Annotated in this window: 22 protein-coding genes, 3 tRNA genes and 1 pseudogene; 13 read left to right on the top strand and 13 right to left on the bottom strand. The window is 74.4% G+C overall.

What is annotated here, in order from left to right; genetic code table 11:
- Window positions 1-91: 91 nt before the first annotated feature.
- Window positions 92-877 (bottom strand): SDR family oxidoreductase, encoded by a 786-nt coding sequence (locus ACZ51S_RS21650; protein ID WP_468477532.1) that lies wholly within the window; start codon window positions 875-877, stop codon window positions 92-94.
- A gap of 151 nt (window positions 878-1,028) precedes the next feature.
- Between ACZ51S_RS21650 and ACZ51S_RS21645 the strand changes: the two genes are divergently transcribed.
- A complete protein-coding gene (locus tag ACZ51S_RS21645; RefSeq protein ID WP_468802141.1) occupies window positions 1,029-2,174 on the top strand; it encodes an acyl-CoA dehydrogenase family protein in 1,146 nt (381 codons plus the stop codon).
- Window positions 2,174-3,145: an acyl-CoA dehydrogenase family protein gene (locus ACZ51S_RS21640; RefSeq protein ID WP_468802142.1), complete on the top strand. Its 972-nt coding sequence runs from the start codon at window positions 2,174-2,176 to the stop codon at window positions 3,143-3,145. The genes ACZ51S_RS21645 and ACZ51S_RS21640 overlap by 1 nt, the downstream gene beginning before the upstream one ends.
- An 82-nt stretch (window positions 3,146-3,227) precedes the next feature.
- Here ACZ51S_RS21640 and ACZ51S_RS21635 read toward each other — a convergent pair.
- Window positions 3,228-3,301, bottom strand: a tRNA-Lys gene (locus ACZ51S_RS21635).
- A gap of 53 nt (window positions 3,302-3,354) precedes the next feature.
- Complete coding sequence (locus ACZ51S_RS21630) at window positions 3,355-3,714, bottom strand: hypothetical protein (RefSeq protein WP_468802144.1); 360 nt, start codon at window positions 3,712-3,714, stop codon at window positions 3,355-3,357.
- A gap of 64 nt (window positions 3,715-3,778) precedes the next feature.
- Between ACZ51S_RS21630 and ACZ51S_RS21625 the strand changes: the two genes are divergently transcribed.
- A tRNA-Ala gene (locus ACZ51S_RS21625) sits at window positions 3,779-3,853 on the top strand.
- Window positions 3,854-3,927: 74 nt separating this feature from the next.
- Window positions 3,928-4,002: transfer RNA gene (locus ACZ51S_RS21620), tRNA-Arg, on the top strand.
- A 7-nt stretch (window positions 4,003-4,009) separates the two neighbouring features.
- On the opposite strand, the gene ACZ51S_RS21615 is transcribed toward ACZ51S_RS21620, so the two are convergent.
- The 3 genes and pseudogenes from ACZ51S_RS21615 to ACZ51S_RS21605 form a co-directional block, all read right to left on the bottom strand.
- Window positions 4,010-4,459 carry an alpha/beta hydrolase fold domain-containing protein gene (locus ACZ51S_RS21615; protein ID WP_468477536.1) on the bottom strand — a complete coding sequence of 150 codons (450 nt, stop codon included), beginning with the start codon at window positions 4,457-4,459 and terminating at the stop codon, window positions 4,010-4,012.
- 103 nt (window positions 4,460-4,562) lie between these two features.
- Window positions 4,563-4,646, bottom strand: a pseudogene (locus ACZ51S_RS21610) (hypothetical protein); the annotation flags it as partial.
- Window positions 4,646-5,389, bottom strand: a complete 744-nt coding sequence (locus ACZ51S_RS21605; protein WP_468961708.1) for an SDR family NAD(P)-dependent oxidoreductase — start codon at window positions 5,387-5,389, stop codon at window positions 4,646-4,648. The pseudogene ACZ51S_RS21610 and the gene ACZ51S_RS21605, both read right to left, overlap by 1 nt.
- Before the next feature lie 156 nt (window positions 5,390-5,545).
- Here ACZ51S_RS21605 and ACZ51S_RS21600 point away from each other — a divergent pair, with 156 nt between their 5' ends.
- Both ACZ51S_RS21600 and ACZ51S_RS21595 read left to right on the top strand, forming a co-directional pair.
- The gene (locus ACZ51S_RS21600; protein ID WP_468477538.1) at window positions 5,546-6,184 is read left to right on the top strand and encodes a helix-turn-helix transcriptional regulator; all 639 of its coding nucleotides are present in this window, start codon (window positions 5,546-5,548) and stop codon (window positions 6,182-6,184) included.
- Window positions 6,185-6,336: 152 nt separating this feature from the next.
- Window positions 6,337-6,849 carry a pyridoxamine 5'-phosphate oxidase family protein gene (locus ACZ51S_RS21595; protein WP_468477539.1) on the top strand — a complete coding sequence of 171 codons (513 nt, stop codon included), beginning with the start codon at window positions 6,337-6,339 and terminating at the stop codon, window positions 6,847-6,849.
- Window positions 6,850-6,929: 80 nt separating this feature from the next.
- On the opposite strand, the gene ACZ51S_RS21590 is transcribed toward ACZ51S_RS21595, so the two are convergent.
- From ACZ51S_RS21590 to ACZ51S_RS21570, 5 genes are all read right to left on the bottom strand, one after another.
- Window positions 6,930-7,130, bottom strand: a complete 201-nt coding sequence (locus tag ACZ51S_RS21590) for a DUF397 domain-containing protein (protein WP_468477540.1) — start codon at window positions 7,128-7,130, stop codon at window positions 6,930-6,932.
- The gene (locus tag ACZ51S_RS21585; protein WP_468802147.1) at window positions 7,115-7,951 is read right to left on the bottom strand and encodes a helix-turn-helix domain-containing protein; all 837 of its coding nucleotides are present in this window, start codon (window positions 7,949-7,951) and stop codon (window positions 7,115-7,117) included. The genes ACZ51S_RS21590 and ACZ51S_RS21585 overlap by 16 nt, the downstream gene beginning before the upstream one ends.
- Before the next feature lie 214 nt (window positions 7,952-8,165).
- Window positions 8,166-9,626 carry a glutamate synthase subunit beta gene (locus ACZ51S_RS21580; protein ID WP_468477542.1) on the bottom strand — a complete coding sequence of 487 codons (1,461 nt, stop codon included), beginning with the start codon at window positions 9,624-9,626 and terminating at the stop codon, window positions 8,166-8,168.
- Entirely contained in the window at window positions 9,619-14,202 is a 4,584-nt protein-coding gene (gene gltB / locus ACZ51S_RS21575; protein ID WP_468802331.1) for a glutamate synthase large subunit, read from the bottom strand. Before gltB ends, ACZ51S_RS21580 begins: the two co-directional genes overlap by 8 nt.
- A gap of 439 nt (window positions 14,203-14,641) precedes the next feature.
- Window positions 14,642-15,373, bottom strand: coding sequence for a VIT1/CCC1 transporter family protein (locus ACZ51S_RS21570; RefSeq protein WP_468477543.1), 732 nt, complete (start codon window positions 15,371-15,373; stop codon window positions 14,642-14,644).
- Window positions 15,374-15,655: 282 nt separating this feature from the next.
- On the opposite strand from ACZ51S_RS21570, the gene ACZ51S_RS21565 reads away from it, so the two are divergent.
- The 7 genes from ACZ51S_RS21565 to ACZ51S_RS21535 all read left to right on the top strand — a co-directional run bounded on the left by ACZ51S_RS21565 (window position 15,656) and on the right by ACZ51S_RS21535 (window position 24,012).
- Window positions 15,656-16,642 carry an ADP-ribosylglycohydrolase family protein gene (locus ACZ51S_RS21565; RefSeq protein WP_388935307.1) on the top strand — a complete coding sequence of 329 codons (987 nt, stop codon included), beginning with the start codon at window positions 15,656-15,658 and terminating at the stop codon, window positions 16,640-16,642.
- 248 nt (window positions 16,643-16,890) lie between these two features.
- Window positions 16,891-18,327, top strand: a complete 1,437-nt coding sequence (locus ACZ51S_RS21560) for an ADP-ribosylglycohydrolase family protein (RefSeq protein ID WP_468961716.1) — start codon at window positions 16,891-16,893, stop codon at window positions 18,325-18,327.
- Window positions 18,328-18,334: 7 nt separating this feature from the next.
- Complete coding sequence (locus tag ACZ51S_RS21555) at window positions 18,335-19,480, top strand: ADP-ribosylglycohydrolase family protein (RefSeq protein ID WP_468883726.1); 1,146 nt, start codon at window positions 18,335-18,337, stop codon at window positions 19,478-19,480.
- The gene (locus ACZ51S_RS21550; RefSeq protein ID WP_468961704.1) at window positions 19,477-21,024 is read left to right on the top strand and encodes an ADP-ribosylglycohydrolase family protein; all 1,548 of its coding nucleotides are present in this window, start codon (window positions 19,477-19,479) and stop codon (window positions 21,022-21,024) included. Before ACZ51S_RS21555 ends, ACZ51S_RS21550 begins: the two co-directional genes overlap by 4 nt.
- The gene (gene rbsK / locus ACZ51S_RS21545) at window positions 21,021-21,962 is read left to right on the top strand and encodes a ribokinase (protein WP_468883729.1); all 942 of its coding nucleotides are present in this window, start codon (window positions 21,021-21,023) and stop codon (window positions 21,960-21,962) included. The genes ACZ51S_RS21550 and rbsK overlap by 4 nt, the downstream gene beginning before the upstream one ends.
- Complete coding sequence (locus tag ACZ51S_RS21540; RefSeq protein WP_468961702.1) at window positions 21,959-23,203, top strand: CaiB/BaiF CoA transferase family protein; 1,245 nt, start codon at window positions 21,959-21,961, stop codon at window positions 23,201-23,203. Before rbsK ends, ACZ51S_RS21540 begins: the two co-directional genes overlap by 4 nt.
- The gene (locus tag ACZ51S_RS21535; protein ID WP_468477547.1) at window positions 23,200-24,012 is read left to right on the top strand and encodes an HpcH/HpaI aldolase/citrate lyase family protein; all 813 of its coding nucleotides are present in this window, start codon (window positions 23,200-23,202) and stop codon (window positions 24,010-24,012) included. The genes ACZ51S_RS21540 and ACZ51S_RS21535 overlap by 4 nt, the downstream gene beginning before the upstream one ends.
- A 179-nt stretch (window positions 24,013-24,191) precedes the next feature.
- On the opposite strand, the gene lgt is transcribed toward ACZ51S_RS21535, so the two are convergent.
- Both lgt and ACZ51S_RS21525 read right to left on the bottom strand, forming a co-directional pair.
- Window positions 24,192-25,250, bottom strand: a complete 1,059-nt coding sequence (lgt, locus tag ACZ51S_RS21530) for a prolipoprotein diacylglyceryl transferase (RefSeq protein WP_468802152.1) — start codon at window positions 25,248-25,250, stop codon at window positions 24,192-24,194.
- A gap of 88 nt (window positions 25,251-25,338) precedes the next feature.
- The gene (locus ACZ51S_RS21525) at window positions 25,339-26,277 is read right to left on the bottom strand and encodes a DsbA family protein (protein ID WP_468477594.1); all 939 of its coding nucleotides are present in this window, start codon (window positions 26,275-26,277) and stop codon (window positions 25,339-25,341) included.
- Window positions 26,278-26,280 lie beyond the last annotated feature (3 nt).

Here is a 26,280-nt window from a genome sequence, read left to right as displayed (position 1 = left end):
GCCCGAGTACTGGACGTACTCGGGCGCCCCGACAACGCGGCGAGGTGCGGTGCCGGGGGCCGCGGGCCAGGCGGGACTTTGACGACAGGGCCTAGGCGTGCTGGCTGCTGACCGACACCGTCTCGCCCGTCATGTACGAGGAGTAGCCGCTGGCCAGGAAGACGATGACGTTGGCGATCTCCCACGGCTCGGCGTACCGGCCGAAGGCCTCGCGGGCCGTCAGCTCGCGCAGCAGCTCCTCGCTGGTGACCTTCGCCAGGTGCGGGTGCATGGCCAGGCTGGGGGCGACCGCGTTGACGCGTACGCCGAATCCGGCGGCCTCCAGGGCCGCGCAGCGGGTCAGGGCCATCACTCCGGCCTTGGCGGCGGCGTAGTGGGCCTGGCCGGTCTGGGCGCGCCAGCCGATGACGGAGGCGTTGTTGACGACGACTCCGCCGCGTCCGGAGGCCTTCAGGGAGCGCAGGGCGGCGCGGGTGCAGCGGAAGGTGCCGTTGAGGGTGACGTCGAGGACCCGGTCCCACTGGTCGTCGGTCATGTCCACGAGTTCGGCGGTGCCGCCGAGCCCGGCGTTGTTGACGACGACGTCGAGGCCGCCGTGGAGCTGTTCGGCGTGCGCGAAGAGGGCCTCGACCTGGTGGCCGTCGGTGACGTCGCAGGGCAGGGAGGCGACGCGGCCGGGCCCGAAGGCGGTGGTGAGGGCTGCCTCGGTCTCCTTCAGGCGGCGGGCGTGGGCGTCGCTGATCAGGACGGTGGCGCCCTCCTCCAGGAAGCGGCGGGCGGTGGCGCCGCCGATGCCCGCTCCGGCGGCGGCGGTGATGACGGCGGTGCGGTCCTTGAGCAGCCCGTGGGCCGGGACGTAGGCGGGCCGCGCGGTCATGCCCGTGCCTCCTCGGGGAGGCCGGGGGACCGCCCGGCGGTGGTGCGGGGGGTGCGGAGCCGGGCGCGGGCTCCGGTGCGCGACTCCTCGACTCTGCTCATGGCCGTACGTTAACCTACCAAACACTTGTTAGGGAAGGATGTGCCGCCTCATGAACCTCGACCACTCCCCCGGGGTGGAGGCCTTCCGGGCCGAGGCCCGCGACTGGCTCCGCGCCCACGTCCCGGCCCGCCCCCTGCCCTCCCTGGAGACCGCCGAGGGCTTCGCGGCCCACCGGGAATGGGAGGCGCTGCTGCACGCGGACCGCTGGTCGGTGGTGTCGTGGCCCGAGGAGTACGGGGGCCGGGGCGTGGACCTCGAGCGGTGGCTGGTCTTCGAGGAGGAGTACTGGGCGGCGGGCGCACCCGGCCGGGTCTCCCAGAACGGCATCAACCTGCTGGCCCCCACCCTCTTCGAGCACGCCACGGCCGCGCAGCGGGCGCGCGTACTGCCCCCCATGGCGAGCGGCGAGGCGGTCTGGGCGCAGGCCTGGTCGGAGCCGGAGGCCGGCTCCGACCTGGCCTCGCTGCGCTCGGAGGCGGTACGGACGGAGGGCGGCTGGCTGCTGTCCGGGCAGAAGACCTGGTCCTCGCGGGCCGCCTTCGCCGACCGGGCCTTCGGCGTCTTCCGCACGGACCCCGGGGCGCCGAAGCCGCACCAGGGGCTGACGTACCTGATGTTCGGTCTGCGGGACCCGGGGGTGACGGTACGGCCCATCGGCCGCCTCGACGGCAAGCCGGCCTTCGCGGAGCTCTTCCTGGACGGGGTCTTCGTCCCCGACGAGGACGTGATCGGCGAGCCCGGGCAGGGCTGGCGGATCGCGATGTCCACCACCGGCAACGAGCGGGGGCTGACCCTGCGCTCCCCCGGCCGGTTCCTGGCCGCCGCCGACCGGCTGGCCGGGCTGTGGCGCGACCGGGGCGACCCCGCCGACACGGCGCTGCGGGACCGGGTCGCGGACGCGGTGGTCGGGGCCCGCGCCTACGCGCTGTTCACCTGGGCGGGCGCCTCCCGCTTCGTGGCGGGCGAGCGGATCGGCGCCGAGTCCAGCCTGAACAAGGTGTTCTGGTCTCAGTACGACATCGCCCTGCACGAGACGGCCCTGGACCTGCTGGGCGCGGACGCGGAGCTCGCGGACGGCGAGTGGGCGGAGCCGTGGCTCTTCTCGCTGGCCGGGCCGATCTACGCGGGCACGAACGAGATCCAGCGCGACATCATCGCCGAGCGGCTGCTCGGCCTCCCGAAGGGCCGCCGCTGATGCGCTTCCTGCCGACCCCGGAACAGTCCGAGTACGCCCGCACCCTGCGCTCCCTGCTGGCCGCGGCCGGGGTCCCGGCGACGGCCCGGGCCTGGGCGGCCGGGGAGCACGGGCCCGGGCGGGCGCTGTGGGCCCGGCTGGCCGGGACGGGCCTGTTCGCGCTGGCCGCGCCGGAGGCGTACGACGGGGCGGGCCCGCTGCCGGTGGAGCTGTCGCTCGGCTTCGTGGAGCTGGGGCGGGCGGGCGTTCCGGGGCCGGTGGTGGAGACGGCGGCGGCCGCGGTGCTCCTCGCCGGGCTGGACGACGGGAAGCCGGCCGAGCGGTTCCTGCCGGGGCTGGCCTCGGGCGGCTCCTCGGCGACGCTGACGCTGCCGGGCGGATCCCCGTACTCCCTGGACGCGGACGCGGTGACGCACCGGTTCACGGTGACGGCGGCGGGCGAGCTGTGGCTGGCCGGCGGGCCGGGGGAGCCGCTGGCCTCGACCGACCCGGCGCGGCGGCTGTACCGGCCGGCCGCCGCCGGGGAGCTGCTGGCGGCGGGCCCTGCGGTGACGGCGGCGGCCGGGGCGGCCCTGCGCTGGGCGCGGCTGCTGACGGCGGCCCAGTGCCTGGGCGTCGGTGAGGCGCTGCTGGCGCGGACGGTGGAGTACGCGAAGGGGCGCACGCAGTTCGGGATGCCGATCGGCGGCTTCCAGGCGGTCAAGCACCGGCTGGCGGACACCCTGCTGGGGCTGGAGTTCGCCCGGCCGCTGTTGTGGGCGGCCGCGCTGTCCCTGTCGCGCCGGGACGTGGCGGCGGCGAAGCTGGCCGCCGGGGAGGCGGCGTACGCGGCCGCGCTCACCGCCCTCCAGGTGCACGGGGCGGTCGGCTACACCCGGGAACTGGACCTGTCGCTGTGGCTGCTCAAGGCCCGCCCGCTGCGTGACGCGTGGGGCGGCCCGTCGCGGTGCCGGGCGGAGGTGCTGGCGTAGGGGGGTGTCCGGCGGGTGAGGGCCGGACCGGAAAGCACTTCGGGCGGTGCCCGGTGAACCGGGAACCGCCCGAAGGTGAGGGTGCGCCGCCAGGGACTCGAACCCCGGACCCGCTGATTAAGAGTCAGCTGCTCTAACCAACTGAGCTAGCGGCGCCTTCCGACAGGAAAAATACCCGGTCCGGCCGGGTGCGCCAAATCGTCCCGGCGTCACCGGCCGCCGCTGCCGCCCGCCGGGGCGCGCCGTCGCCCGGTACGACGGCGGCGCCCGCGCAGCGACAGCCGCAGCAGCACCACCGTCTGGAGCAGCAGCAGCGCCCCGAGGCCCACCGTGGCCGGCAGGCCGAGCCCCTCCCAGGCGGCGGCCCCCAGCCGGGCGGCGCCCACCGCGGTGAGCGCGACGAGGAAGCGGCCCGCGAACTCCGCCTCGGTGCCGTGCGGTACGGCCGAGCCGGCCACGAACACCGCCAGCAGTACGGGGATCCACGGCGTCCCGGGATCGCGCAGCAGCGCGGCGGCTCCGGCCTCCACGGCGAGGAGCAGGCAGGCGCGCAGCAGGAAACCAGGCATGGACACATCATGCCGGGAATACCCCGGTGCGGTCCCGTCCGGCGGCGGCTAAGATCGCGAACAAGCGGGGTCGTAGCACAGAGGCAGTGCGCCTACACAGCATGGAGGAGGACGCCGGTTCGAATCCGGCCGCCCCGCCCCTCATCCTTCCCGGACCTTCCCGGACCTCCCGTCACGCCTCCGCGACGCCGACGCCGTACGATCGGCGCAAGGGCGGGGCCGTGGTACAGAGGTCGTTGCACCCCCTTGCGAAGGGGAAGACGCCGGTTCGAATCCGGCCGCCCCGCCCCCTCGCTCAGCCGGTGCCCGCCAGCCAGGCCGCCGCTCCCGCCACCGCCGTCTCCGCGGCCGGCAGCGGCAGGCCCAGGAAGCCGTGGAAGACCCCCGGGTAGAGCCGGACCTCACAGTCCACGCCCGCCCGGCCCGGGCGGCGCGCGTACGCCGGCCCCTCGTCCCGCAGCGGGTCGCAGTCCGCGAGGACGAGCAGCGTGCGCGGGAGCCCCGCGACCCGGGCCGCCCGCAGGGGTGAGACGTGCGGGTGGGCGGGGTCGCCGCCGTACTGCTCCCAGTACCAGGCCATGTGCGCGGCGGTGTGGAAGTAGCCGCGCCCGTACGCCGCCATCGACGCGGAGCCCATCGCGGCGTCCAGCGGCGGGTACACCAGCAGCTGTCCGGCGACCAGCTCCGGCGCCCGCAGCGCGGTGACCGCCGCCAGGTTGCCCCCGCTGGAGTCGCCAGCCACCACGACCCGGCGCGGATCGCAGCCGAGCCGGAGCGCCTCGGCCCCCCCACGGCAACGCGGTGAACGCGTCGTCGGCCGCCGCCGGCCAGGGGTGCTCCGGGGCCAGCCGGTACCCGGCGGAGACGACCACCGCGCCGGAGGCGGCGGCCAGGGCCCGGCACAGGGCGTCGTGGGTGTCGGGGCCGCACATCACCCACCCGCCACCGCGGAAGTACACGGCCAGCGGCCGCCCCGCCGCCCCGGGCGCGGGGTCGTAGACCCGCACCGGCACCCCGCCCGCGGTGGTGTCGTACACCGAGGCCACCTCCGGCCCCGCCGGGCGCACCGCCTCCCCCGCGGCCACCGCGGCCCGCAGCGCGGCGGCGTCCCCGGGCCACGGGGAACCGGGCGGCCATCGCGTCGCACGGCCGCCGCGCGGCCCCGGACAGCTCGTCCCGCGTCATCGCGCCGTCCTCCCCCCGTCAGCCCGGCGGTGGAGGAGATGTTGACGACGGAACCGCCCCCGCCGGCGCGCAGGACCGGGGCCAGCGCGCGGATGCCGAGGAACGGGCCCAGCAGGTTGACCCTCAGCAGCTCCTCGAAGCCCTCCGGGCTCTGCTCCTCGACGTGCGCGGTGCGCCACGGGGCGGCGTTGTTGACCAGCGCCGAGACCGTCCCGAAGGCGGCCACCGCCTCCCGCACCACCCCGGCCCAGCTGTCGGCGTCGGCCACGTCGTACCGTACGTACAGGCCCTGGCCGGCGCCCAGTTCGGCGGCGACCGCCCCGCCCTCCTCCTCGCGCACGTCGGTGACGACGACCCGCGCCCCGGCCCCCGCGCACAGCCGGGCCCCGGCGGCGCCCTGGCCGCGTCCGGCTCCGGTGATGACGACGACCTTGCCGTCGAGCGAGGCCACCTCAGACCCCGCCGCCGACGCCGGGACGGCACCCGGCACGCGGGCTTCTCCTGGAACGTCACGGAAGGCCCCTCCAGCGGGGATCGGGGAAAGCACGGCACTCACACCACACGGCACATCACGAACAGAAATGCTTCTAGCAGTCACATGCGCCAGGGGGAGGGCTCTCGCGCGACCGGTCGTAGACTGCGCTGCGTGGCAGACGAGACGGCCGAGACGGCAGACGAGGTGTCGGCGGGGGCACCCCCGCGCGCCCTCCCCGCGACCAGCTGGGCGGTCCTCGGACTGCTCTCCTTCGGCGAGGAACTCTCCGGCTACGACCTGAAGAAGTGGTCGGACTGGTCGCTGCGCTTCTTCTACTGGAGCCCCTCCTTCAGCCAGATCTACAGCGAGCTGAAGCGCCTGGAGAAGGCCGGCTACGCCTCCTCGCGGATGGTCTCCCAGGAATCCGGCACCCGGGACAAGCGCGTGTACCGGATCACCGACGAGGGCATGGCCGCCGTACGCACATGGGCGCGCGAGGCACCGGTCGACCCGCCGGTCCTCAAGCACGGGCCGATGCTGCGGCTGTGGCTGGGCCATCTGCTGGAGCCGGAGCAGATGCGCGAAGTGCTGCGCGGGCAGCAGGAGTTCGCGGAGGGCATGCGCCGCCGCGCGGAGGCCGACGCGGAGGACGTCCAGGGCGAGGCGGCCTGGGCGTACCCGGCACTGACCCTCAGGTGGGCCGAGCGGTACTACACCTCCGAGCGGGACCTCGCGGCCGCGATGCTGGAGGACATGGACGCCCTGGAGGCGGCACGCACCGCCTCCGAGGGCGCGGGCAAGCACCCGTAGGGGCGCCGGACCGACCACCCGCACGTCCGCGCGTCCCGCGCGTCCGCCGGACAGAAGCGGCATCCGAGCGCCCGCTTCACCGAAGATGTCCCCACGCCCCGGACACCAGGGCAGCGGTGGGCCGGCCTGCGACATCGTGCGAGGAGACCGAGATGACGACGAACAACTGGGCAGCGTTCGAGAAGGCGGAACCGGAATTCGCGGCGGCCGTGCGGGCCCGCTTCGCCCGGTACCCGCACCACGTCCTGGCCACCCTGCGCAAGGACGGCTCGCCCCGGGTGACCGGACTCAACGTCGAGTTCCGGGGCGGGGAACTGTGGCTCGGAATGATGGCGGGCTCGATGAAGGCCCGGGACCTCCAACGCGACCCGCGCTTCGCCCTGCACACCAACCCGGGCGAGGGCGACACCATGCCCGACGGCGACGTACGCGTCTCGGGGCGCGCGGTGGAGGTCGTGGAGCCGCCGGAACTGCACCGGTACGCGGAGGAGACCGACGCCCCGGCACACCCCTTCCACCTCTTCCACGCCGACCTGACCGAGGTGGTCCACATCGCCGTCGACGGCGAGGACCTGGTGATCCGCTCATGGACCCCGGCCCACGGAACACGCACCCTCCGCCGCGGCAACGACGACGAACCCCCGCGCGAGGACCCCACCCCCTGAGCACGGGCCCGAGCCGGTGGTCGCCCACCCAGGCGGACGTGATGGTCATGCCCGCCGGACGCAGCAGCTGCCGTACGAGATCAGCCTCGGCTCTTCACGTCCTGGATGAAGGAGGACCAGGCCTCAGCGGGGAACGCGAGCACCGGGCCGGTGCCCGCCTGCTTGCTGTCGCGGACGGGGACGGCGCCGGGGAGGTCGTCGGACACCTCGACGCAGCTGCCGCCCTCACCGTTGCTGTAAGAGGACTTCCGCCAGGACAGGCCGTTCACGTCTGCGCGCATGTTGCGTGTTCCTCCGCCGCCGATTCGATCAAGGTCAGGGACACCTCCGGCGACAGTGCGGCGGCCCTGGCAAGATCGTATGACCTCCAGTGGCGCTGAACCAGGGCCGGATAGTCGAGCAGCTGCCCCGCATGTGGCCCTTCCGTGTAGGCCACGTCGGGCGCGTCGGCGAACTGCATGACGGTCATCATCGAGCCCAGGGCGCCATGGGCTCCGGCCGAGAACGGCACCACCTGCACAGTGATCCGATGGGCACGGACGTATGAGGCTATATGCCGCAACTGAGCGGCCATCACGCCGTGGCCGCCGACCGCCGTCCGCAGCACCGCCTGGTGCAGGATGACCCACATGTCGGGGGTTGCCGGATCGTCGAGGAGTCGTGCGCGCTCGACACGGGACATGACCAGGGCATCAACGTGCTCGGCGAGCGCGGTAGGGCTGGCGGCCCGGATGACGGCGCGAGCGTAGTCCTCCGTCTGGAGCAGCCCCGGGACCAGCGTGGGGGCGTATTCGTAGATTGCCGTCGCCAGGCCTTCCAGCTCGGCCGCGACCGCGAAGTACTCCACGTGCTTGGACTTGAACGCCCTGGACAGGCGGTGGAAGTAGTCTCCCGTGCCGAGCTCCCTGTCGATCAGCATCGCCAGCTCCGGCCGCAGCCGCCGCTGCCCGCACTCCATCTGCCCGACGTACGACCCGCTCGTGTAGATCCGCTCGCCCAGAGCCTCCTGGGTCAGCCCGACCTCCTCGCGGTGCCGCCGTAGCTCCTCACGGGCGAACTCCTCCGGTGTCTGCGCGCCACCCTCGTCCTTCGGCTTGGCCATGAGCCGACTCCCCGCTTCCGCAGTGTTCTTGCGCCGCGAAAAGCGTAGTCCGCACCAGGTCGCCGCATCAGCGGAACGCATTGATATGACTGCAGAACGCCACAGCGCCCGCCATCCCTGGTCGGGGACTATGGCGGGCGCTGCGTCAGGTTTCCGTACGCCGTTGTACGGACCGTATGAGGGGTCCTCCCGAGGGAGGGGGTACTGCCTGGGGCTACACCATCAGGGAGCGGTCCGTCGGCTTGACCGGGTACGGGAGGGTGCTGGCGCCCGTCAGGTAGCGGTCCACGCCGCGGGCGGCCGAGCGGCCTTCCGCGATGGCCCACACGATGAGCGACTGGCCGCGGCCCGCGTCGCCGGCGACGAAGACGCCGTCGGCGTTGGTGGCGTACGAGGCGTCGCGGGCGATGTTGCCCCGCTCGTCCAGCTCCACGCCGAACTGCTCGACCAGACCGTTGGCCTGGTCCGTGCCGGTGAAGCCCATCGCCAGGGTGACCAGCTGGGCCGGGAGGACCCGCTCGGTGCCCGGCTTCTGCACCAGCTTGCCGTCGACGAACTCGACCTCGACCAGGTGCAGGGCCTGGACGTTGCCGTCCTCGTCGCCCTCGAAGTGAGTGGTGGAGACGGAGTAGATCCGCTCGCCGCCCTCCTCGTGGGCCGAGGTGACCTTGTACAGCATCGGGAAGGTCGGCCACGGCATGGACGCGGGGCGGTCCTCCGACGGGCGCGGCATGATCTCCAGCTGGGTGACCGAGAGGGCGCCCTGGCGGTGGGCGGTGCCGACGCAGTCGGCGCCGGTGTCGCCGCCGCCGATGACGACGACGTGCTTGCCCTCGGCGGTGATCGGCGGGGCCAGGAAGTCGCCCTCCTGGACCTTGTTCGCGAGGGGGAGGTACTCCATCGCGAAGTGGATGCCCTTGAGGTCGCGGCCCGGGACCGGCAGGTCGCGGGAGACCGTGGCGCCGGCGGCGACGACGACCGCGTCGAAGCGCTTGCGCAGGTCGGTGGCCGTGATGTCGCGGCCGACCTCGATGCCGGTGCGGAACTTGGTGCCCTCCGCGCGCATCTGCTCGATGCGGCGGTTGATGTGCACCTTCTCCATCTTGAACTCGGGGATGCCGTAGCGCAGCAGACCGCCGATGCGGTCGGCGCGCTCGTACACCACCACGGTGTGGCCGGCCCGCGTCAGCTGCTGGGCGGCGGCCAGGCCGGCCGGGCCGGAGCCGATGACGGCCACGGTCTTGCCGGACAGGCGCTCGGGCGCCTGCGGGGTGACGTCGCCGTTGTCCCAGGCCCGGTCGATGATCGAGACTTCGACGTTCTTGATCGTGACGGCCGGCTGGTTGATGCCGAGGACGCACGCCGACTCGCACGGGGCGGGGCAGAGGCGGCCGGTGAACTCCGGGAAGTTGTTCGTGGCGTGGAGGCGCTCCGACGCCGCCGTCCAGTCCTCGCGGTACGCGTAGTCGTTCCACTCCGGGATCAGGTTCCCGAGGGGGCAGCCGTTGTGGCAGAACGGGATGCCGCAGTCCATGCAGCGGCCGGCCTGCTTGCTGATGATCGGGAGCAGCGAGCCCGGGACGTAGACCTCGTTCCAGTCCTTGAGGCGTTCGGCCACGGGACGGGTGCAGGCGGTCTCGCGCGGGGTGGTGAGGAAGCCCTTCGGGTCAGCCATTGGTCGCCGCCTCCATCATCTTCTCGGTGGTCTCGGACTCGGAGAGTCCGGCCAGCTCAGCGGCGTCCTTGGCGGCGAGCACTGCCTTGTACGTGGTCGGGATGATCTTGCTGAAGCGGGCCGCGGCGGCGTCCCAGTCAGCCAGGAGCTTCGCGGCCACCGTCGAGCCGGTCTCCTCCTCGTGGCGGCGCACCACATCGTGCAGCCACAGCTTGTCGGCCTCGGAGGGGGCCTCGATGGCCTCCTTGTTGCCGACGTTGACCTGGCGGGGGTCGAGGTCGATGACGTACGCGACACCGCCCGACATGCCGGCGGCGAAGTTGCGGCCGGTCTCGCCGAGGACGACGGCCGTTCCGCCGGTCATGTACTCGCAGCCGTGGTCGCCCACGCCCTCCGAGACGACCAGGGCGCCGGAGTTGCGGACGCAGAAGCGTTCGCCGGTGCGGCCGCGCAGGAACATCTCGCCGCCGGTGGCTCCGTAGCCGATGGTGTTGCCGGCGATGGTGGAGTACTCGGCGAGGTGGTCGGCGGCGCGGTCCGGGCGGACGACGACGCGGCCGCCGGAGAGGCCCTTGCCGACGTAGTCGTTGGCGTCGCCCTCCAGGCGCAGGGTCACGCCGCGCGGCAGGAACGCGCCGAAGGACTGGCCGGCCGAACCGGTGAAGGTCAGGTCGATCGTGTTGTCGGGCAGGCCCGCGCCGCCGAACTTCTTGGTGACGTGGTGGCCGAGCATCGTGCCGACGGTCCGGTTGATGTTGCGGATCGCGACCCGGGCCCGGACCGGCTGGGCCGTCTCGGCGGACTCGGCGTTCAGCGCGTCGGCCGAGAGCTCGATGAGCTCGTTGTCGAGGGCCTTCTCCAGACCGTGGTCCTGCTCGATCAGGGCGTGGCGGACGGCGCCCTCGGGCAGCTCGGGCACGTGGAAGAGGGGCTCGAGGTCGAGGCCCTGCGCCTTCCAGTGCGTGACGGCCTTGCTGGTGTCGAGGAGCTCGGCGTGGCCGACGGCCTCCTCGATCGTGCGGAAGCCCAGCTCGGCGAGGATCTCGCGCACCTCCTCCGCGATGAACTCGAAGAAGTTGACCACGAATTCGGGCTTGCCGGAGAAGCGGTCGCGCAGGACCGGGTTCTGGGTGGCGATGCCGACGGGGCAGGTGTCCAGGTGGCAGACGCGCATCATGACGCAGCCGGAGACGACGAGCGGGGCGGTCGCGAACCCGAACTCCTCGGCGCCGAGGAGCGCGGCGATGACCACGTCGCGGCCGGTCTTGAGCTGGCCGTCCGTCTGGACCACGATGCGGTCGCGCAGCCCGTTGAGCAGCAGGGTCTGCTGGGTCTCGGCGAGGCCGAGCTCCCAGGGGCCGCCCGCGTGCTTGAGCGAGGTGAGCGGGGAGGCGCCCGTTCCGCCGTCGTGGCCGGAGATGAGGACGACGTCCGCGTGGGCCTTGGAGACACCGGCCGCGACCGTACCGACGCCGACTTCGGAGACCAGCTTCACGTGGATGCGGGCCGCCGGGTTGGCGTTCTTGAGGTCGTGGATCAGCTGGGCCAGGTCCTCGATGGAGTAGATGTCGTGGTGCGGCGGCGGGGAGATCAGACCGACGCCCGGGGTGGAGTGCCGGGTCTTGGCGACCCACGGGTAGACCTTGTGGCCGGGCAGCTGGCCGCCCTCGCCGGGCTTGGCGCCCTGCGCCATCTTGATCTGGATGTCGTCCGCGTTGACCAGGTACTCGCTCGTGACGCCGAAGCGGCCGGATGCGACCTGCTTGATCGAGGAGCGGCGCGCCGGGTCGTACAGGCGGTCCGGGTCCTCGCCGCCCTCACCGGTGTTGGACTTGGCGCCCAGCTGGTTCATGGCGATGGCGAGGGTCTCGTGCGCCTCCTTGGAGATGGAGCCGTACGACATGGCGCCGGTGGAGAAGCGCTTGACGATCTCGGAGACCGGCTCGACCTCGTCGATGGAGATCGAGGGGCGGCCGGAGTTGCCCCCCTCGATTCCCTTGATGGCGAACAGGCCGCGGAGCGTCATCAGACGCTCGGACTGTTCGTTCACGCGGTCCGTGTACTTGCGGAAGATGTCGTACCGGCGGTTGCGGGTCGCGTGCTGGAGGCGGAAGACCGTCTCGGGGTCGAACAGGTGCGGCTCGCCCTCGCGGCGCCACTGGTACTCGCCGCCGATCTCCAGCGCGCGGTGCGTGGCGGCGATGCCGGTGGCGGGGTACGCCTTGGCGTGGCGGGCGGCCACCTCCGTGGCGATGACGTCCAGGCCGGCGCCGCCGATCTTGGTGGCGGTGCCGCTGAAGTACGTGCCGACGAACTCCTCGTTCAGGCCGACGGCCTCGAAGACCTGGGCGCCGCGGTAGGAGGCGACGGTGGAGATGCCCATCTTCGACATGACCTTCAGGACGCCCTTGCCGAGGGCGTAGATCAGGTTCTTGATGGCCTGCTCCGGCTCCAGGCCGGACAGGAAGGTGCCGGCGCGCAGCAGGTCCTCGACGGACTCCATGGCCAGGTACGGGTTGACGGCCGCGGCGCCGTAGCCGATGAGGAGGGCGACGTGGTGGACCTCGCGGACGTCGCCGGCCTCGACGAGCAGGCCCACCTGGGTGCGCTGCTTGGTGGCGATGAGGTGGTGGTGCACGGCGGAGGTGAGCAGCAGCGAGGGGATCGGCGCGTGCTCGGCGTCCGAGTGACGGTCCGAGAGGACGATCAGGCGGGCGCCTGCCGCGATGGCCGCGTCGGCCTCGGCGCGGATCTCCTCGATCCGGGCGGCGAGGGCCTCGCCGCCGCCGGAGACCCGGTAGAGGCCGGAGAGGGTCGCGGCCTTCATGCCGGGCATGTCGCCGTCGGCGTTGATGTGGATGAGCTTGGCCAGCTCGTCGTTGTCGATCACCGGGAAGGGCAGGGTGACGCTGCGGCAGGACGCGGCGGTCGGCTCCAGCAGGTTGGACTGCGGGCCGATCGAGGACAGCAGCGAGGTGACGAGCTCCTCGCGGATGGCGTCCAGCGGCGGGTTGGTGACCTGCGCGAAGAGCTGGGTGAAGTAGTCGAAGAGCAGCCGGGGGCGCTCGGACAGGGCCGCGATGGGCGAGTCCGTACCCATGGAGCCGAGGGCCTCGCCGCCGGTGCGGGCCATGGGCGCGAGGATGACGCGCAGCTCTTCCTCGGTGTAGCCGAAGGTCTGCTGGCGGCGGGTGACCGAGGCGTGGGTGTGGACGACGTGCTCGCGCTCGGGCAGGTCCGTCAGCTCGATCTCGCCGCTCTCCAGCCACTCGGCGTAGGGGGCGGCGGCGGCCAGCTCGTCCTTGATCTCGTCGTCCTCGACGATCCGCTTCTGGGCGGTGTCGACGAGGAACATCTTGCCGGGCTGCAGGCGGCCCTTGCGGACGACCTTGGCCGGGTCGATGTCGAGGACGCCGACCTCGGAGCCGAGGACGACGAGGCCGTCGTCGGTGACCCAGTAGCGGCCGGGGCGCAGGCCGTTGCGGTCGAGGACCGCGCCGACCTGGGTGCCGTCGGTGAAGGTGACGCAGGCCGGGCCGTCCCAGGGCTCCATCATCGTGGAGTGGTACTGGTAGAACGCGCGGCGGGCCGGGTCCATGGAGGCGTGGTTCTCCCACGCCTCGGGGATCATCATCAGCACGCTGTGCGGCAGCGACCGGCCGCCGAGGTGGAGCAGCTCCAGGACCTCGTCGAAGGAGGCCGAGTCGGAGGCGTCCGGGGTGCAGATCGGGAAGATGCGGTCCAGGGCGCCCTCGCCGAAGGCGCTGGTCGCCAGCTGGGACTCGCGGGCCTTCATCCAGTTCCGGTTGCCCTTGACCGTGTTGATCTCGCCGTTGTGCGCGACGAAGCGGTACGGGTGGGCGAGCGGCCAGGACGGGAAGGTGTTCGTCGAGAACCGGGAGTGGACCAGCGCGAGCGCCGACGCGAAGCGGCGGTCGGAGAGGTCCGGGAAGAAGGGTTCGAGCTGGCCGGTGGTCAGCATGCCCTTGTAGACGATGGTGCGTGCGGAGAGCGACGGGAAGTAGACGCCGGCCTCGCGCTCGGCGCGCTTGCGCAGCACGAACGCCTTGCGGTCCAGTTCGATCCCGGTGCTTCCTCCCCCGGACTCCGTCCGGGAGGTGCCCCCGCTCACGAAGAGCTGGCGGAAGGCCGGCATGGTGGCGCGCGCGCCGTTGCCGAGCAGGTCGGGGGTGACCGGGACCTCGCGCCAGCCGAGGACCGTGAGGTTCTCCTCGGCGGCGATGGCCTCGATCCGCTCCGCGGCGACGGCCTGTGCGGTGCCGTCGGCGGGGAGGAAGGCGATGCCGACGGCGTACGCGCCGGCCTCGGGCAGCTCGAAGCCCGCGACCTCGCGCAGGAAGGCGTCCGGCACCTGGGACAGGATGCCCGCGCCGTCGCCGGAGTCCGGCTCGGAGCCGGTGGCGCCGCGGTGCTCGAGGTTCCGCAGGACGGTCAGGGCCTGCTCAACGAGAGTGTGGGTGGCCTCGCCGGTGAGGTTCGCCACGAATCCGACGCCACAGGCGTCCTTCTCGTTGCGGGGGTCGTACATGCCCTGCTGGGCGGGGCGACCGTCCATGGGCGACCAGGCGGTGTTGCTGGGGCCGGTCGCGGAGTGCGTGGATGCGGAACGCATCGGCTCTCCCGTCGTCGTCGTGGCAATGTGCTGGCCGAGGGACGACGTTGGCCCTCTGCGAAATTTCGTGCAGGTTACATGATGACGGCAATCCCGAGAACCGGATATCACATTCCAGCATGCGGACACTGCGGACCCTGCGCGAGGCAGAAAGAAGGGACCTTCAAGGGGGACGCGGAGGCTTCTACGAGGACTGCTGCGGCTCTGCAGGGGCGTCCGCGGAGGCTTCCGCTGGGTACGGCACGGGGAAGAAGGTCCCGGCGCGCGAGACGGGCATCGTTGCCCGGCGCCCTGGTGTGATGCCCAGCGGTCTCGGAATCGAAACCACCGGGTAACGGACTACTTATGTTGCGCTCTGCATAGTGTCTCACTCCCGGGGCCGTTAGCCTATGGCGCCGCCGATCCAGGTTCCCAGGATGTACGTCACACCCGCGGCGGCGCCACCCAGGGCGAGCTGGCGCAGGCCGCTGTACCACCAGGACCGGGCCGTGACCCGCGCGACCACCGCACCGCAGGCGAAGAGCCCGACGAGCGCCAGCAGCACGGCCGGCCACAGGGCGGTCGCACCGAGCAGGTAGGGCAGTACGGGCAGCAGGGCGCCCAGCGCGAAGCTGCCGAAGGACGACACCGCGGCGGCCAGCGGCGAGGGCAGGTCGTCGGGGTCGATCCCGAGCTCCTCGCGGGCGTGGATCTCCAGCGCCTGGTCGGGGTCGCGCGAGAGCTGCATCGCGACCTCTCGGGCGAGGGCGGGCTCGACGCCGCGCGAGACGTAGAGCTCGGCCAGCTCCTCCATCTCGTCGACGGGGTGCTTGCGCAGTTGCTGGCGCTCCACGTCCAGTTCGGCGAGGGCCAGCTCGCGCTGCGAGGCGACGGAGGTGTACTCGCCGGCCGCCATCGAGAACGCGCCGGCCGCGAGGCCGGCGAGACCGGTGATCACGATGGTGTGCGGGGCGACGGCGCCGCCGGCCACGCCGGTCATCAGGGCGAGGTTGGAGACGAGCCCGTCCATGGCACCGAAGACGGCCGGCCGCAGCCATCCGCCGTTGACGTCGCGGTGGGTGTGGTTGTCGCGGTGGGCGGTGTGCAGCGGCGCTTCGACGTCGATGATGGACATGCGGCGTATCTCCCCTTCTGTACGAGTGGGTACGGGTGGGTACGCGCGAGTGACGCGCAGCTGCGCCCCGGCGCGGGACACTCCCCCTCAACACCTCGAAAGTACGCACGATTTCGGGCTCCCGCCAGCAAGGAAGGCCGTACTTACCTGGGCTTTCGCGCGTCGGCGACCGGGTGACGGGGGTACGCGGGGGGCGTTTCGCGGCGACCGACAAACCTCATGCCGTGGCACAAATCCCCCAGGGGCTCATGATGAGCCCCCCACCAAGTGGAGAGGCGCGCCATGGAGCTGACCACATGCAGTCCGCAGGTCCTCCTCGAACGGGCCAGGGGCGCACTTCTCGGCCTCGCGGTGGGCGACGCGCTGGGCGCCCCCGCGGAGAACATGAAGCCGTCGGAGATCCGGGCGAAGTGGGGCCGGATCGAGGGTTTCGTCTCGGACGACCCGGCGGGCACGGACGACACGGAGTACGCGATCTTCTCGGGCCTGCTGCTGGCCCGGCACGGCTCCGCCCTCACCGTCGCGCACGTGGAACGGGCCTGGCACCACTGGATCGCGGACCTGGACGAGGGCCCCTTCCGCGGTGCGGGCTTCTCGGAGCGCGGAACGCTGGAGAACCTCCGCCGGGGCCTGGCGGCGCCGATCTCGGCGCAGCACCGGCACGCCTGGTCGGACGGCCTGGCGATGCGCGCGGCCCCGTTCGGGGTCTTCGCCGCCGGCCGGCCCGCGGAGGCGGCCCGCCTGGTCGCGATCGACGGCTCGGTCAGCCATGACGGGGAGGGCATCTACGGCGGCCAGGCGGTGGCGGCCGGTGTCGCCGCCGCCATGGCCGGCGGCTCGCCCGTCTCGGTGGTCTCGGCGGCCCTGTCCGTGATCCCGTCCGACTCCTGGACGGCCCGCTCGCTGCGCCGCGCGGTGACCGCCGCCCCGCGCGGGGAGCGGGCGGTGCGCTCGGCGGTGGTCATCGGCGGCTATCCCTGGACGGACCTGGCGCCGGAGGCGGTGGGCCTGGCCTTCGGTGCCTTCGCCGCCTGCGCGGGCGACTTCCCCGGCTCCGTCCTGACCGCCGTCAACATGGGCCGGGACGCCGACACCACCGCGGCGGTCGCGGGCGCCCTGGCCGGCGCCCTGTCGGGGGCCGCGGCCATCCCCGCCGCCTGGGCCTCGGCGATCGGCCCGGTCCGGGGCAGCTGCCTCCCCTCGATGCGCGGCTACCACGTCCTGGACGTCGCTGACCTCCTCACCCCCGAATCCGAGCCCGCCCGATGACCCCGGACTCCCTCACCGGCCCCGCCGCGCCGGACCGCGCCCCCGCACCGGGCCTCCCCCGGGCCGCCGCTCCGGCGCCCCCCGCGCTCCCCGCACCCGACGGCCCGGCCCCGGGGCCGGGGCCGGGGGCCGCGACCCCGGGCGGGGGCACGGCCGGGCGGGACCCCGCCCCGGCCGGCGGGCCGGCGCCCGTACCCGCGCCCCCGGGCGCCCCCGCCATCCCGGCGGCGGTCTGGACCCCGTGCCCCCTGCCGGGAGCCACGCCCCCGGCCCCCGGCCCCGGCGGGCCGCCCCCGGGCGGCGGGCCCGGCCGCCCGGCCGCGCTCACCGCCCCGCCGGGCGGCACCACCACCGCGCCCGTCCCGGGCGGCCCGGCCGGCACCGTCACCGCGCCCGTCCCTCCCGGCCCCGGCCGGGACGCGGCCGCGGGGTCGGGAGGGCCGCCCCGGGCTCCGGGGAGGGGCGCGGCAGGGGGAACCGCCGCCCCCGCCCGCATCCCCGGGATGCCGCGCCCCGCTCCCCGCGCGGAGCCTCGTACCCCCGCCCCGCCGGCGCGGGCGGGCCGGCGGATCGAGGGGCTGCTCCTCGGCCTCGCGGCGGGCGACGCCGCCGGCTGGCCCGCCGCCCGGCACCGGGCCAGCCGGATGCCGGAGTGGACCCGCCGCCTCACCCGCGAGCTCGACACCTTCGCGGAGCAGAACGCCACCACCACCCTCCCCGTGCCCATCGCCCTCAACCAGCCGCCCGAGCCCCTGCGCCTCGGCCCCTCCGACGACGCCGAATGGGCCGCCTTCGCCGCCGAGTCCGTATTCACCGCCGCCGGGGCCCTGCTCAGCGACCTCTCCCGGTCACGCCGCATGCGCGCCGCCATCGACCTCGCCTGGAACGCCCTGGCGAGCGAGGTCGCCGCCGCCGCCGAACGCGCCCCCGAGGTCGAGTCCGCGGTGCTGCCGATGCGCGCCCGGATCTCCGTACGCGCCGGGCTCGGCAACCTCGCCGCGGGCCTGCGCCCGCCCGCCACCGGCCACGACAACCCGCACTACTTCGACGACGCCGCCTGCGTCCGGGCCTGCGTACTCGCCGTCGTGCACCCCGGCGACCCCCGGGCGGCCGCGGACCTCGCCGAGTTCGACGCCCGCTACACCCAGGACGGCGACGGGGTCCACGGCGCCCGCGCCATGGCCGCCGCGGTCGCCACCGCCCTCGCCGGGGCGGACCCCGACACCGCCGTCGACGCCGCGCTGGCCCAGCTGCCCGCCGCCACCGAGATCGGCCGCAACGCCCGGCACGCCGTCGGACTGGCCCGGGCGCAGCAGGGCCCGGAGGGCGAGGGCGCCTTCGCCCTCGTGCCCCTCCTGGAGCACCAGATCGTCGACCACGTCTACAGCTACGGCATCGCCGCCGCCGAGACCGTCCCCGTGGCCCTCGCCCTCACCACCGCCGCCCGCGGCAACGTCTGCGGGGCCGTCCCGGCCGCCGCCTGCCTCTCCCGCGTCGCCGACTCGGCCCCCGCCCTCGCGGGCGCCCTCACCGGCGCCCTCGGCGGCGGCGACTCCCTGCCCGCCGCCTGGCGCGAGGCCTGCCGCACCCTCTCCGGATGCGCCCTGCCCCGGCTGGCCGGAACCGACCTCGTCGAACTCGCCGCGCTGCTCTCGCGTACGGAACTCACCTCACCGAAGGGATGATTCGGGCATGACCCTCACACTGGAGGACCGGTTCTCGGGCGCTCTCGTCGGCGCCGCCGTGGGCGACGCCCTCGGCGGCCCGGTGGAGGGCTGGTCCCCGGAGCAGATCGCCGAACGGCACGGCGGCCGCGTGCACGGCATCGTCGGCCCCTGGTACGAGGACTGGCGCACCGCCCGCCCCATCGCGCCGTACCACAAGGGCGACGGGCACGTCACCGACGACACCCTCATGACGCACGCGCTGGTACGCGTCTACACGGCCGTACGCGACCACCTGGACGCGTACGCCGTCGCCGAGCACCTCGTGCCGGACCTGATGGGCACCCCCCGCTGGATCCCGGAGCTGGAGGCCGAGGCGCTGCCCCTCCAGCGGATCTTCCTCGCCGAGAAGTGGATCGTGACCCGGCTGCACTACGCGCACGCGGACCCCCGCGAGGCGGGCACCGGCAACATCGTCAACTGCGGTGCGGCGATGTACATGGCGCCCGTGGGCCTGGTCAACGCGGGCAATCCGGCCGCCGCGTACGCCGAGGCGCTGGACGTCGCGGGCGCGCACCAGTCCTCGTACGGGCGGGAGGCGGCCGGGGTCTTCGCGGCGGCGGTCGCGGCGGCCTGCGCCCCGGGGGCGACGGCCGCCGCCGTGGTGGACAGCGCGCTGGCCCTGGCCAAGGACGGCACCCGCGCGGCCATCGCGGCGGTCCGCGAAGCCGCCCTGCGGCACCGGGACTTCGAATCCGCGCTCGCGCCGCTGCGGGCGGCCGTGGCCCCGTACGACTCGGTCGGACCGGACTACCGGGCGCCCTCGCTCGGCGCCCGCCGCCCCTCGCGCCTGCACTCCATCGAGGAACTCCCGATCGCCCTCGGCATGCTGCTGGTCGCGGACGGCCGGTACGAGACCTCCGTGCTCGGCGCCGTCAACTACGGCCGCGACTGCGACTCCATCGCCACCATGGCCGGGGCGCTCGCGGGCGCCCTGGGCGGGGAGTCCGCGGTGCCGGCCGGGTGGGCGAAACGGGTCGCGGAAGCCAGCCGGCTCGACCTGCACGCCCCGGCGGCCGCGCTGGCCGCCGTGGCCCGGGAGGTCTTCGACCGGGACCTGTCCCGCCGGCGCGCCCACGAGGACGCCTTCGCCTCGATCGCCTCCCCGCGGTGACGGGCCCCCGCGCCGCAGGCCCGGCCCCCGCCGCCCGGGACCTCGTACGGCTCACCTGGGTCCAGCCCGAGGACCTGCTCGGCCACGAGCTGCGCCAGGCCGCGGAGGACGGCCGGGACCCCGGCCCGGCCCTGCGCGCCTGGCTCGCGGCGGGCGGCCGCCCGGCCCCCGCCCGGGCCGGGTCCTCCCCCGCCCCGGCCGCGCCGGAGCTGCGCGCGCTCGCCACCCGCCTGCTGGCCGGGCTCGCGGACCTTCCCGTCCCCTCAGCGGCCGCGGAGCCCACCGCCTGGCCGGCCCTGCGCGCCACCTGGCCCGCACCGCCGCCGGAAGCCGCGGGCCGGGAACCGCGGCCCGGCGCCCCGGGCCGGGAACCGCGGCGGGTGCCCGCGACGGCCGCGGGCAGCCCGGCCCCGGCCGACGGGCCGCACCCCGGCCCGGACACCCGGGGACCGGCCGGCCCGCCCACCGCGGCCGGCCCCGTGGATCCCGGGCTGCGCCGCAGGCTGGAGGCCGCCTGGGCCGGCCGGGCCGTCGGCTGCGTGCTCGGCAAACCCGTGGAGAAGCTCCCCCTGGAGGGGATCCGGGCCCTCGCCCGCGCCGCCGGGAACTGGCCGCTGGACGACTGGTTCACCGCACGCGGCGTCCCGGCCGGGCTGCTGGCCGCGTACCCGTGGAACCGCCGCTCCGCCGCCACCTCCCTCGCCGAGAACATCGACGGCACGCCCGAGGACGACGACCTCGACCACCCCCTCCTCGGCCTGCTGCTGCTCCAGCGGCACGGCAAGGGCTTCGGCACCGCCGACCTGGCCCGCCTCTGGCTCGACGAGCTCCCCGCCGGCCGCACCTTCACCGCCGAGCGCGTCGCCTACCGCAACCTCCTCCAGGGGCTGGAACCCCCGCTCACCGCCACCCACCACAACCCCTTCCGGGAGTGGATCGGGGCCCTCATCCGCGCCGACGTCCACGGCTGGACCCACCCCGGCGACCCGGCCGCCGCAGCCGAGCAGGTCTGGCGGGACGCCACCCTCACCCACACCGCCAACGGGGTCTACGCCGCCCTCTTCGCCGCCGCAGCCATCGCCGAGGCCGCCGGCGGCCGGGCCGACGTGCACGCCGCGCTCCGGGCCGGGCTGGCCGTCGTACCGCCCGGCTCGCGCCTCGCCGAGGCCGTCCGCTTCGGCATCCGCGCGGCCGGCGAGGAGGCCCGCTTCGACCGGGTCGTGGACCGGCTGCACGCCCGCTACGGCCACTACCACTGGGTGCACGCCGTCCCCAACACCGCCCTGATCGCCGCCGCCCTCACCCACGCCGACGGGGACTTCACGCACTCCGTGTGCCGGGCGGTGTCCGGCGGCTGGGACACCGACTCCAACGGCGCCACCGCCGGGTCGGTCGCCGGACTCCTGGCCGGGTCCCCCGACCGGATCCCGGAACGCTGGACCGCCCCGCTGGGGAACCGCCTCACCACCACCGTCGCCGGTTTCGACGGCGTCGGCTTCGACACCCTCGCCCACCTCACCGCTCAGGAGGCATCCCGACCATGACGGCCATCGCCGTGCTCGGCAGTACCAACATGGACCTCGTCGCCTACGTGCCCAAGGCCCCCCGCCTCGGGGAGACCGTCACCGGGCGGGAGTTCCGCACGGTCCCCGGCGGCAAGGGCGCCAACCAGGCGGTGGCCGCCGCCCGCCTCGGCGGGGAGGTGGTGATGATCGGCGCGGTCGGGGCGGACGCGTTCGGCGTACGGCTGCGGGCCGCACTCGCCTCGGCCGGGGTCGAGACCGCGGCCCTGCGCACCGTCGAGGGCGCCAGCGGCACCGCGCACATCACCGTGGACGACGAGGGCGGCAACAGCATCATCGTCATCCCCGGCGCCAACGCCCGCGTCACCGGCCTGGAGGCGGGCGACGCATCGCGGATCGGCGCCGCCGACTGCCTGCTGCTCCAGCTGGAACTGCCCCTGGAAGCCGTCCTCGCCGGCGCGGAGGCCGCCCGCGCGCGGGGGGTCCGTACGGTCCTCACCCCGGCCCCCGCCCAGCCGCTCCCGGCCGGGCTGCTCGCCGCCACCGACCTGCTGGTCCCGAACGAGCACGAGGCCGCCGCCCTGACCGGGCTCACCGATCCGCACCGGGCCGCCGAGGCGCTGCTGCGGGAGGTCCCGGAGGTGGTGGTCACCCTGGGCGGGGCCGGCTGCCTGTACGCGGCCCGGGGGCGCGAGCCCCTCGTGGTGGCGGCCCCCCGGGTCCGGGCGGTGGACACCACCGCCGCCGGGGACACCTTCGTCGGGGCGCTGGCGGTGGCCCTCGGGGAGGGCCGCGCGATGCCGGAGGCGCTGCGCTGGGCCTGCGGGGCGGCGGCGCTGTCCGTCCAGCGGCCGGGCGCGCAGGACTCCATGCCCACGCGGGCGGAGACGGACGCCTTCGCCGCGGCCGCGCCGGAACCGGGCCCGCCGGCCCCGCCGCGCGACGGGGCCGGCTCATGACCCCCGCCGGCCCGGAGCCCGGGTCGCCGCCCGCGGACGCGGCCCCCGGGCTCGGCGGCGGCCCGCTGGCCGGACTGCGGGTGCTGGACCTGGCCACCCTGTTCGCCGGGCCGCTGGCGGCCACCCTGCTCGGGGACTTCGGCGCCGAGGTGGTCAAGGTCGAGCACCCGCACCGGCCCGACCCCTCCCGCGGGCACGGGCCGGCCAAGGACGGTGTCGGGCTGTGGTGGAAGCAGCTCGGGCGGAACAAGCGGACGATGACCCTCGACCTGTCCACGCCCGGCGGCCGGGACACCCTGCTGCGGTTGGCCGCCACCGCCGACGTGGTCGTCGAGAACTTCCGCCCCGGCACCCTGGAGCGGTGGGGGCTGGGCTGGGAGGCCCTGTCCGCCGCGAACCCGCGCCTCGTCCTGGCCCGCGTCACGGCCTTCGGCCAGCACGGCCCGTACGCCCGCCGCCCGGGCTTCGGCACCCTCGCCGAGGCCATGAGCGGGTTCGCCGCGATCACCGGGGAGCCGGACGGGCCGCCGACCCTGCCGCCGTTCGGCCTCGCGGACTCCATCGCCGCCCTGACCTGTGCGTACGCGGTGATGACCGCGCTCGCGGGGCGCGACCGCACCGGCCGGGGCCAGGTCGTCGACCTGGCGATCATCGAACCGATCCTCACCGTGCTGGGCCCGCACCCGCTCTGGTACGACCAGCTGGGCTACGTCCAGCCCCGCACCGGCAACCGCTCCGCCAACAACGCCCCGCGCAACACCTACCGCAGCGCGGACGGCCGCTGGCTGGCGGTGTCCGCCTCGGCCCAGTCGGTCGCCGAGCGCGTGCTGCGGCTCGTCGGCCGGCCGGAGCTGATCGCCGAGCCCTGGTTCGCGACCGGCTCCGGGCGGGCCGCCCACACCGAGGTCATCGACGAGGCGGTCGGCGGCTGGGTCGCCCGCCACAAGGCCGACGACGTGGTCGCCGCGTTCGAGGAGGCCGAGGCCGCCGTCGCCCTGGTGTACGACGTCCGGGACGTGATGGCCGATCCGCAGTTCGCGGCCCTCGGCACGGTCACCGGCGTCGAGGACCCGGAACTCGGCTCGCTCCGCATGCAGAACGTCCTCTTCCGGCTGTCCGGGACCCCCGGCGGGATCCGCTGGGCCGGCCGCCCGCACGGCGCGGACACCGAATCCGTCCTGACCGAGCTCGGCCTCACCGGGGCCGAGATCTCCGCTCTCCGCCTGGAGGGAGCCCTGTGATCCTGACCTGGCTGTACGCGCCCGGGGACCGCCCCGCGGTGGTGGCGAAGGCCCTGCGCAGCGAGGCCGACGCCGTCATCGTCGACCTGGAGGACTCGGTATCGGCCTCGCGCAAGGAGTACGCACGCGCGGCCACCGCCGAGCTGCTGACGGAACGGCCTCCGCTCCCCGTCCACGTCCGCGTCAACGCCCTCGGTTCGCCCTGGTCGGGCGCCGACCTCACGGCGCTGGCCCGGCTGCCCGGGCTCGCGGGACTGCGGCTGCCCAAGATCGACGCGCCGGAACAGATCACCCGGGTCGCGGAACGCACCGGCGGGGTGGCGCTGTACGCGCTGCTGGAGTCCGCGCTGGGGGTGGAGAGGGCGTACGAGATCGCCCGCGCCCACCCCTGCCTGCACGGGCTGACGCTGGGCGAGGCGGACCTCTGCGCCGACCTCGGCGTCTGCGCGGAGAGCGGGCTCGACTGGCCGCGTTCCAGGGTCGTCGTCGCGGCCCGCGCCGCGGGGCTGGCGCCGCCCGCGCAGTCGGTGTTCCCGGACATCCGGGACCTGGAGGCGCTGGCCGCGTCGTGCTCGCGGGGCCGGGCGCTGGGTTTCCTCGGCCGGGCGGCGATCCACCCCCGCCAGCTCCCGGTGATCGAGCGGGCCTACCTCCCCGGGCCGGAGGAGGTCACCGCCGCCGAGGAGGTCGTCACCGCCGCCCGCGCCACGCCGGGTGCCCTGGCCCTCCCGGACGGCCGCTTCGTAGACCCGGCGGTAGTGGCCGCCGCCCACCGCACCCTGTCCCTCTCCCAACGGTCCCCTTCCTGACGCCCCTGCTGCTGTTCAGCCTCGCCGGCGTTTGAGGCGCGGGGTCCGGGGCGGGGGCCCGGGGAAGGGTGGAAGGGCGGTCGGGGAACATTCCGCGCAGCGGCGGCTCCGGGGCGCCGGCCGGGTACGCCGGAGGGGGCGCCGCGGTACGCGCGGCGCCCCCTCCGGTGAAGACCCGGTCAGCCCTTGTCGGCCTCCGCGGCCTTCGTGAGGCTCGTGGGCTTCGCCCCGGCGTCGGCCGCCTTGACCTCGGCACCCGCCGGAACGGCCTTGGCATCGGCGTCGGCCGCGGGCTTCGCGAGGCTCGTGGGCTTGGCCCCGGCGTCGGCCGCCTTGACCTCCGCACCCGCCGGGACGGCCTTGGCATCGGCCGCGGCGTCCTTCGGCTCGGCCGAACCCGCATCGGCGGAACCCGAACCGCCGGCGGCCACCGGTTCCACGACCGCCTCGCGCCCCGGCCGCAGCTTCGCCGAGAGCACGAAGTAGACCACCGCGCCCACGAAGACCACGATCGCGGTCCAGACGTTCAGCCGCAGCCCCAGGATGTGGTGCGCCTCGTCGACCCGCATGTACTCGATCCAGCCGCGCCCCGCGCAGTACGCCGCGACGTACAGGGCGAAGGCCCGCCCGTGTCCCAGCTTGAAGCGCCGGTCGGCCCAGATGACCAGCGCGGCCACGCCAAGGCACCACAGGGACTCGTACAGGAAGGTCGGGTGGTAGGTGCCCGCGACCCGGTTGGGGCCCTCGCTGATCTCCAGCGCCCACGGCAGGTCGGTCGGGCGGCCGTACAGCTCCTGGTTGAACCAGTTGCCCCAGCGTCCGCAGGCCTGGGCGATGGCGATGCCCGGGGCGAGCGCGTCGGCCCAGGCGGGCAGCGGGATGCCGCGCAGCCGGCAGCCGATCCAGGCGCCGACCGCGCCGAGCGCGATCGCGCCCCAGATGCCGAGGCCGCCCTCCCAGATCTTGAAGGCGTCGACCCAGTCCCGGCCCTCGCCGAAGTAGAGCTGGTAGTCGGTGATCACGTGGTAGAGGCGACCGCCGACCAGGCCGAAGGGCACGGCCCACACGGCGATGTCCGCGACCGTGCCCGGCTTTCCGCCGCGCGCGATCCACCGCTTGTTGCCGAGCCAGACGGCGACGAAGACGCCGACGATGATGCAGAACGCGTAGCCGCGCAGCGGGATCGGTCCGAGATCGATCACGCCGGTCGACGGGCTGGGGATGTAAGCAAGGTCCATGGCAGACCTGACGCTACCCTGCCGGGCGGTACGCACCGCAACCCGCCCGGCAAGCTGAAATCAAAACCACACGCGGCGGGACCGCCGCTCAGCCTCCCGATCCGGCTCCCGTCCCGGTCCGGGAGCCGGAAGCGGAACCCGATCCGGCGGTGGGGGCGCTCCTGGTGCCGCTCCTCGTCCCTCCGTTGCCGGACGGGGACGCGGAGGGGGAGGCGGACGGTGACGGGACGGCCTTGCCGCCCGTGCCCTCGACCTTCTCCTTCAGCTTCTGCGGGGTCAGCGGGTTCGCCTGGTCGGAGAAGATGTCCTTGCCGTCGAGGAGCACGGTGGGGGTGCCCCGGAACTTCCCGGCGCGGAAGGCCTCGTGCGACTTGAGGACCCAGCTGTTGTGGGTGCCGTCCTCCACGCAGGAGCGGAAGGCCGGGGTGTCGAGCCCCTCGACCTTGCCGGCCAGTTCCAGCAGCCTGGCGTTCTTGCCGAAGGCGTCGTCGGTTTCCTGCGGCTGGTTCTGGAAGAGGAGGTCGTGGTACGGGGCGAACTTGCCGGCGTCCTGGGCGCAGGCGGCGGCGTTCGCCCCCTTCAGGGAGCCGGTGCCGCCCATGTTCCCGTCGATCAGGGTGACCAGGTGGTACTCGACCTTGAGCAGCCCCTTGGCCTCCAGGTCGTGGATGGTGGCGCGGTAGTTGTCCTCGAAGGCCTTGCAGGCGGGGCAGCGGAAGTCCTCCCACACCGTGAGGGTGGACTTGGCGCTGTCCTTGCCGGTCTGGATGGCGAGCGCGTCCTTGCCGGTGGCTCCGGAGGGCGCGGCCACCGGGCCGTCCTTGCCCGGCTTGTCGCCCTTGCCGGCGTTGGCCGCGATCACGCCGACGACGGCGGCCAGGCCGAGCACGCCGAGGACCGCTCCGGCCACCAGGAAGGTCCGCCGGCGCTTGTCCCGGGCCTTCTGCCGCTCGCGCTCCTCCTGGAGTCGCTCCCGGGCCGATCGTTTCGTCGCATCGCGGTTCGCACCGTCGTTCTTCTCGCTCACGAC

The sequence above is a fragment of the Streptomyces sp. NPDC034043 genome, from assembly GCF_055575675.1.
The sequence above is the reverse complement of the archived record's forward strand: the minus strand, read 5'-3'. Positions and strand labels throughout refer to the sequence as shown.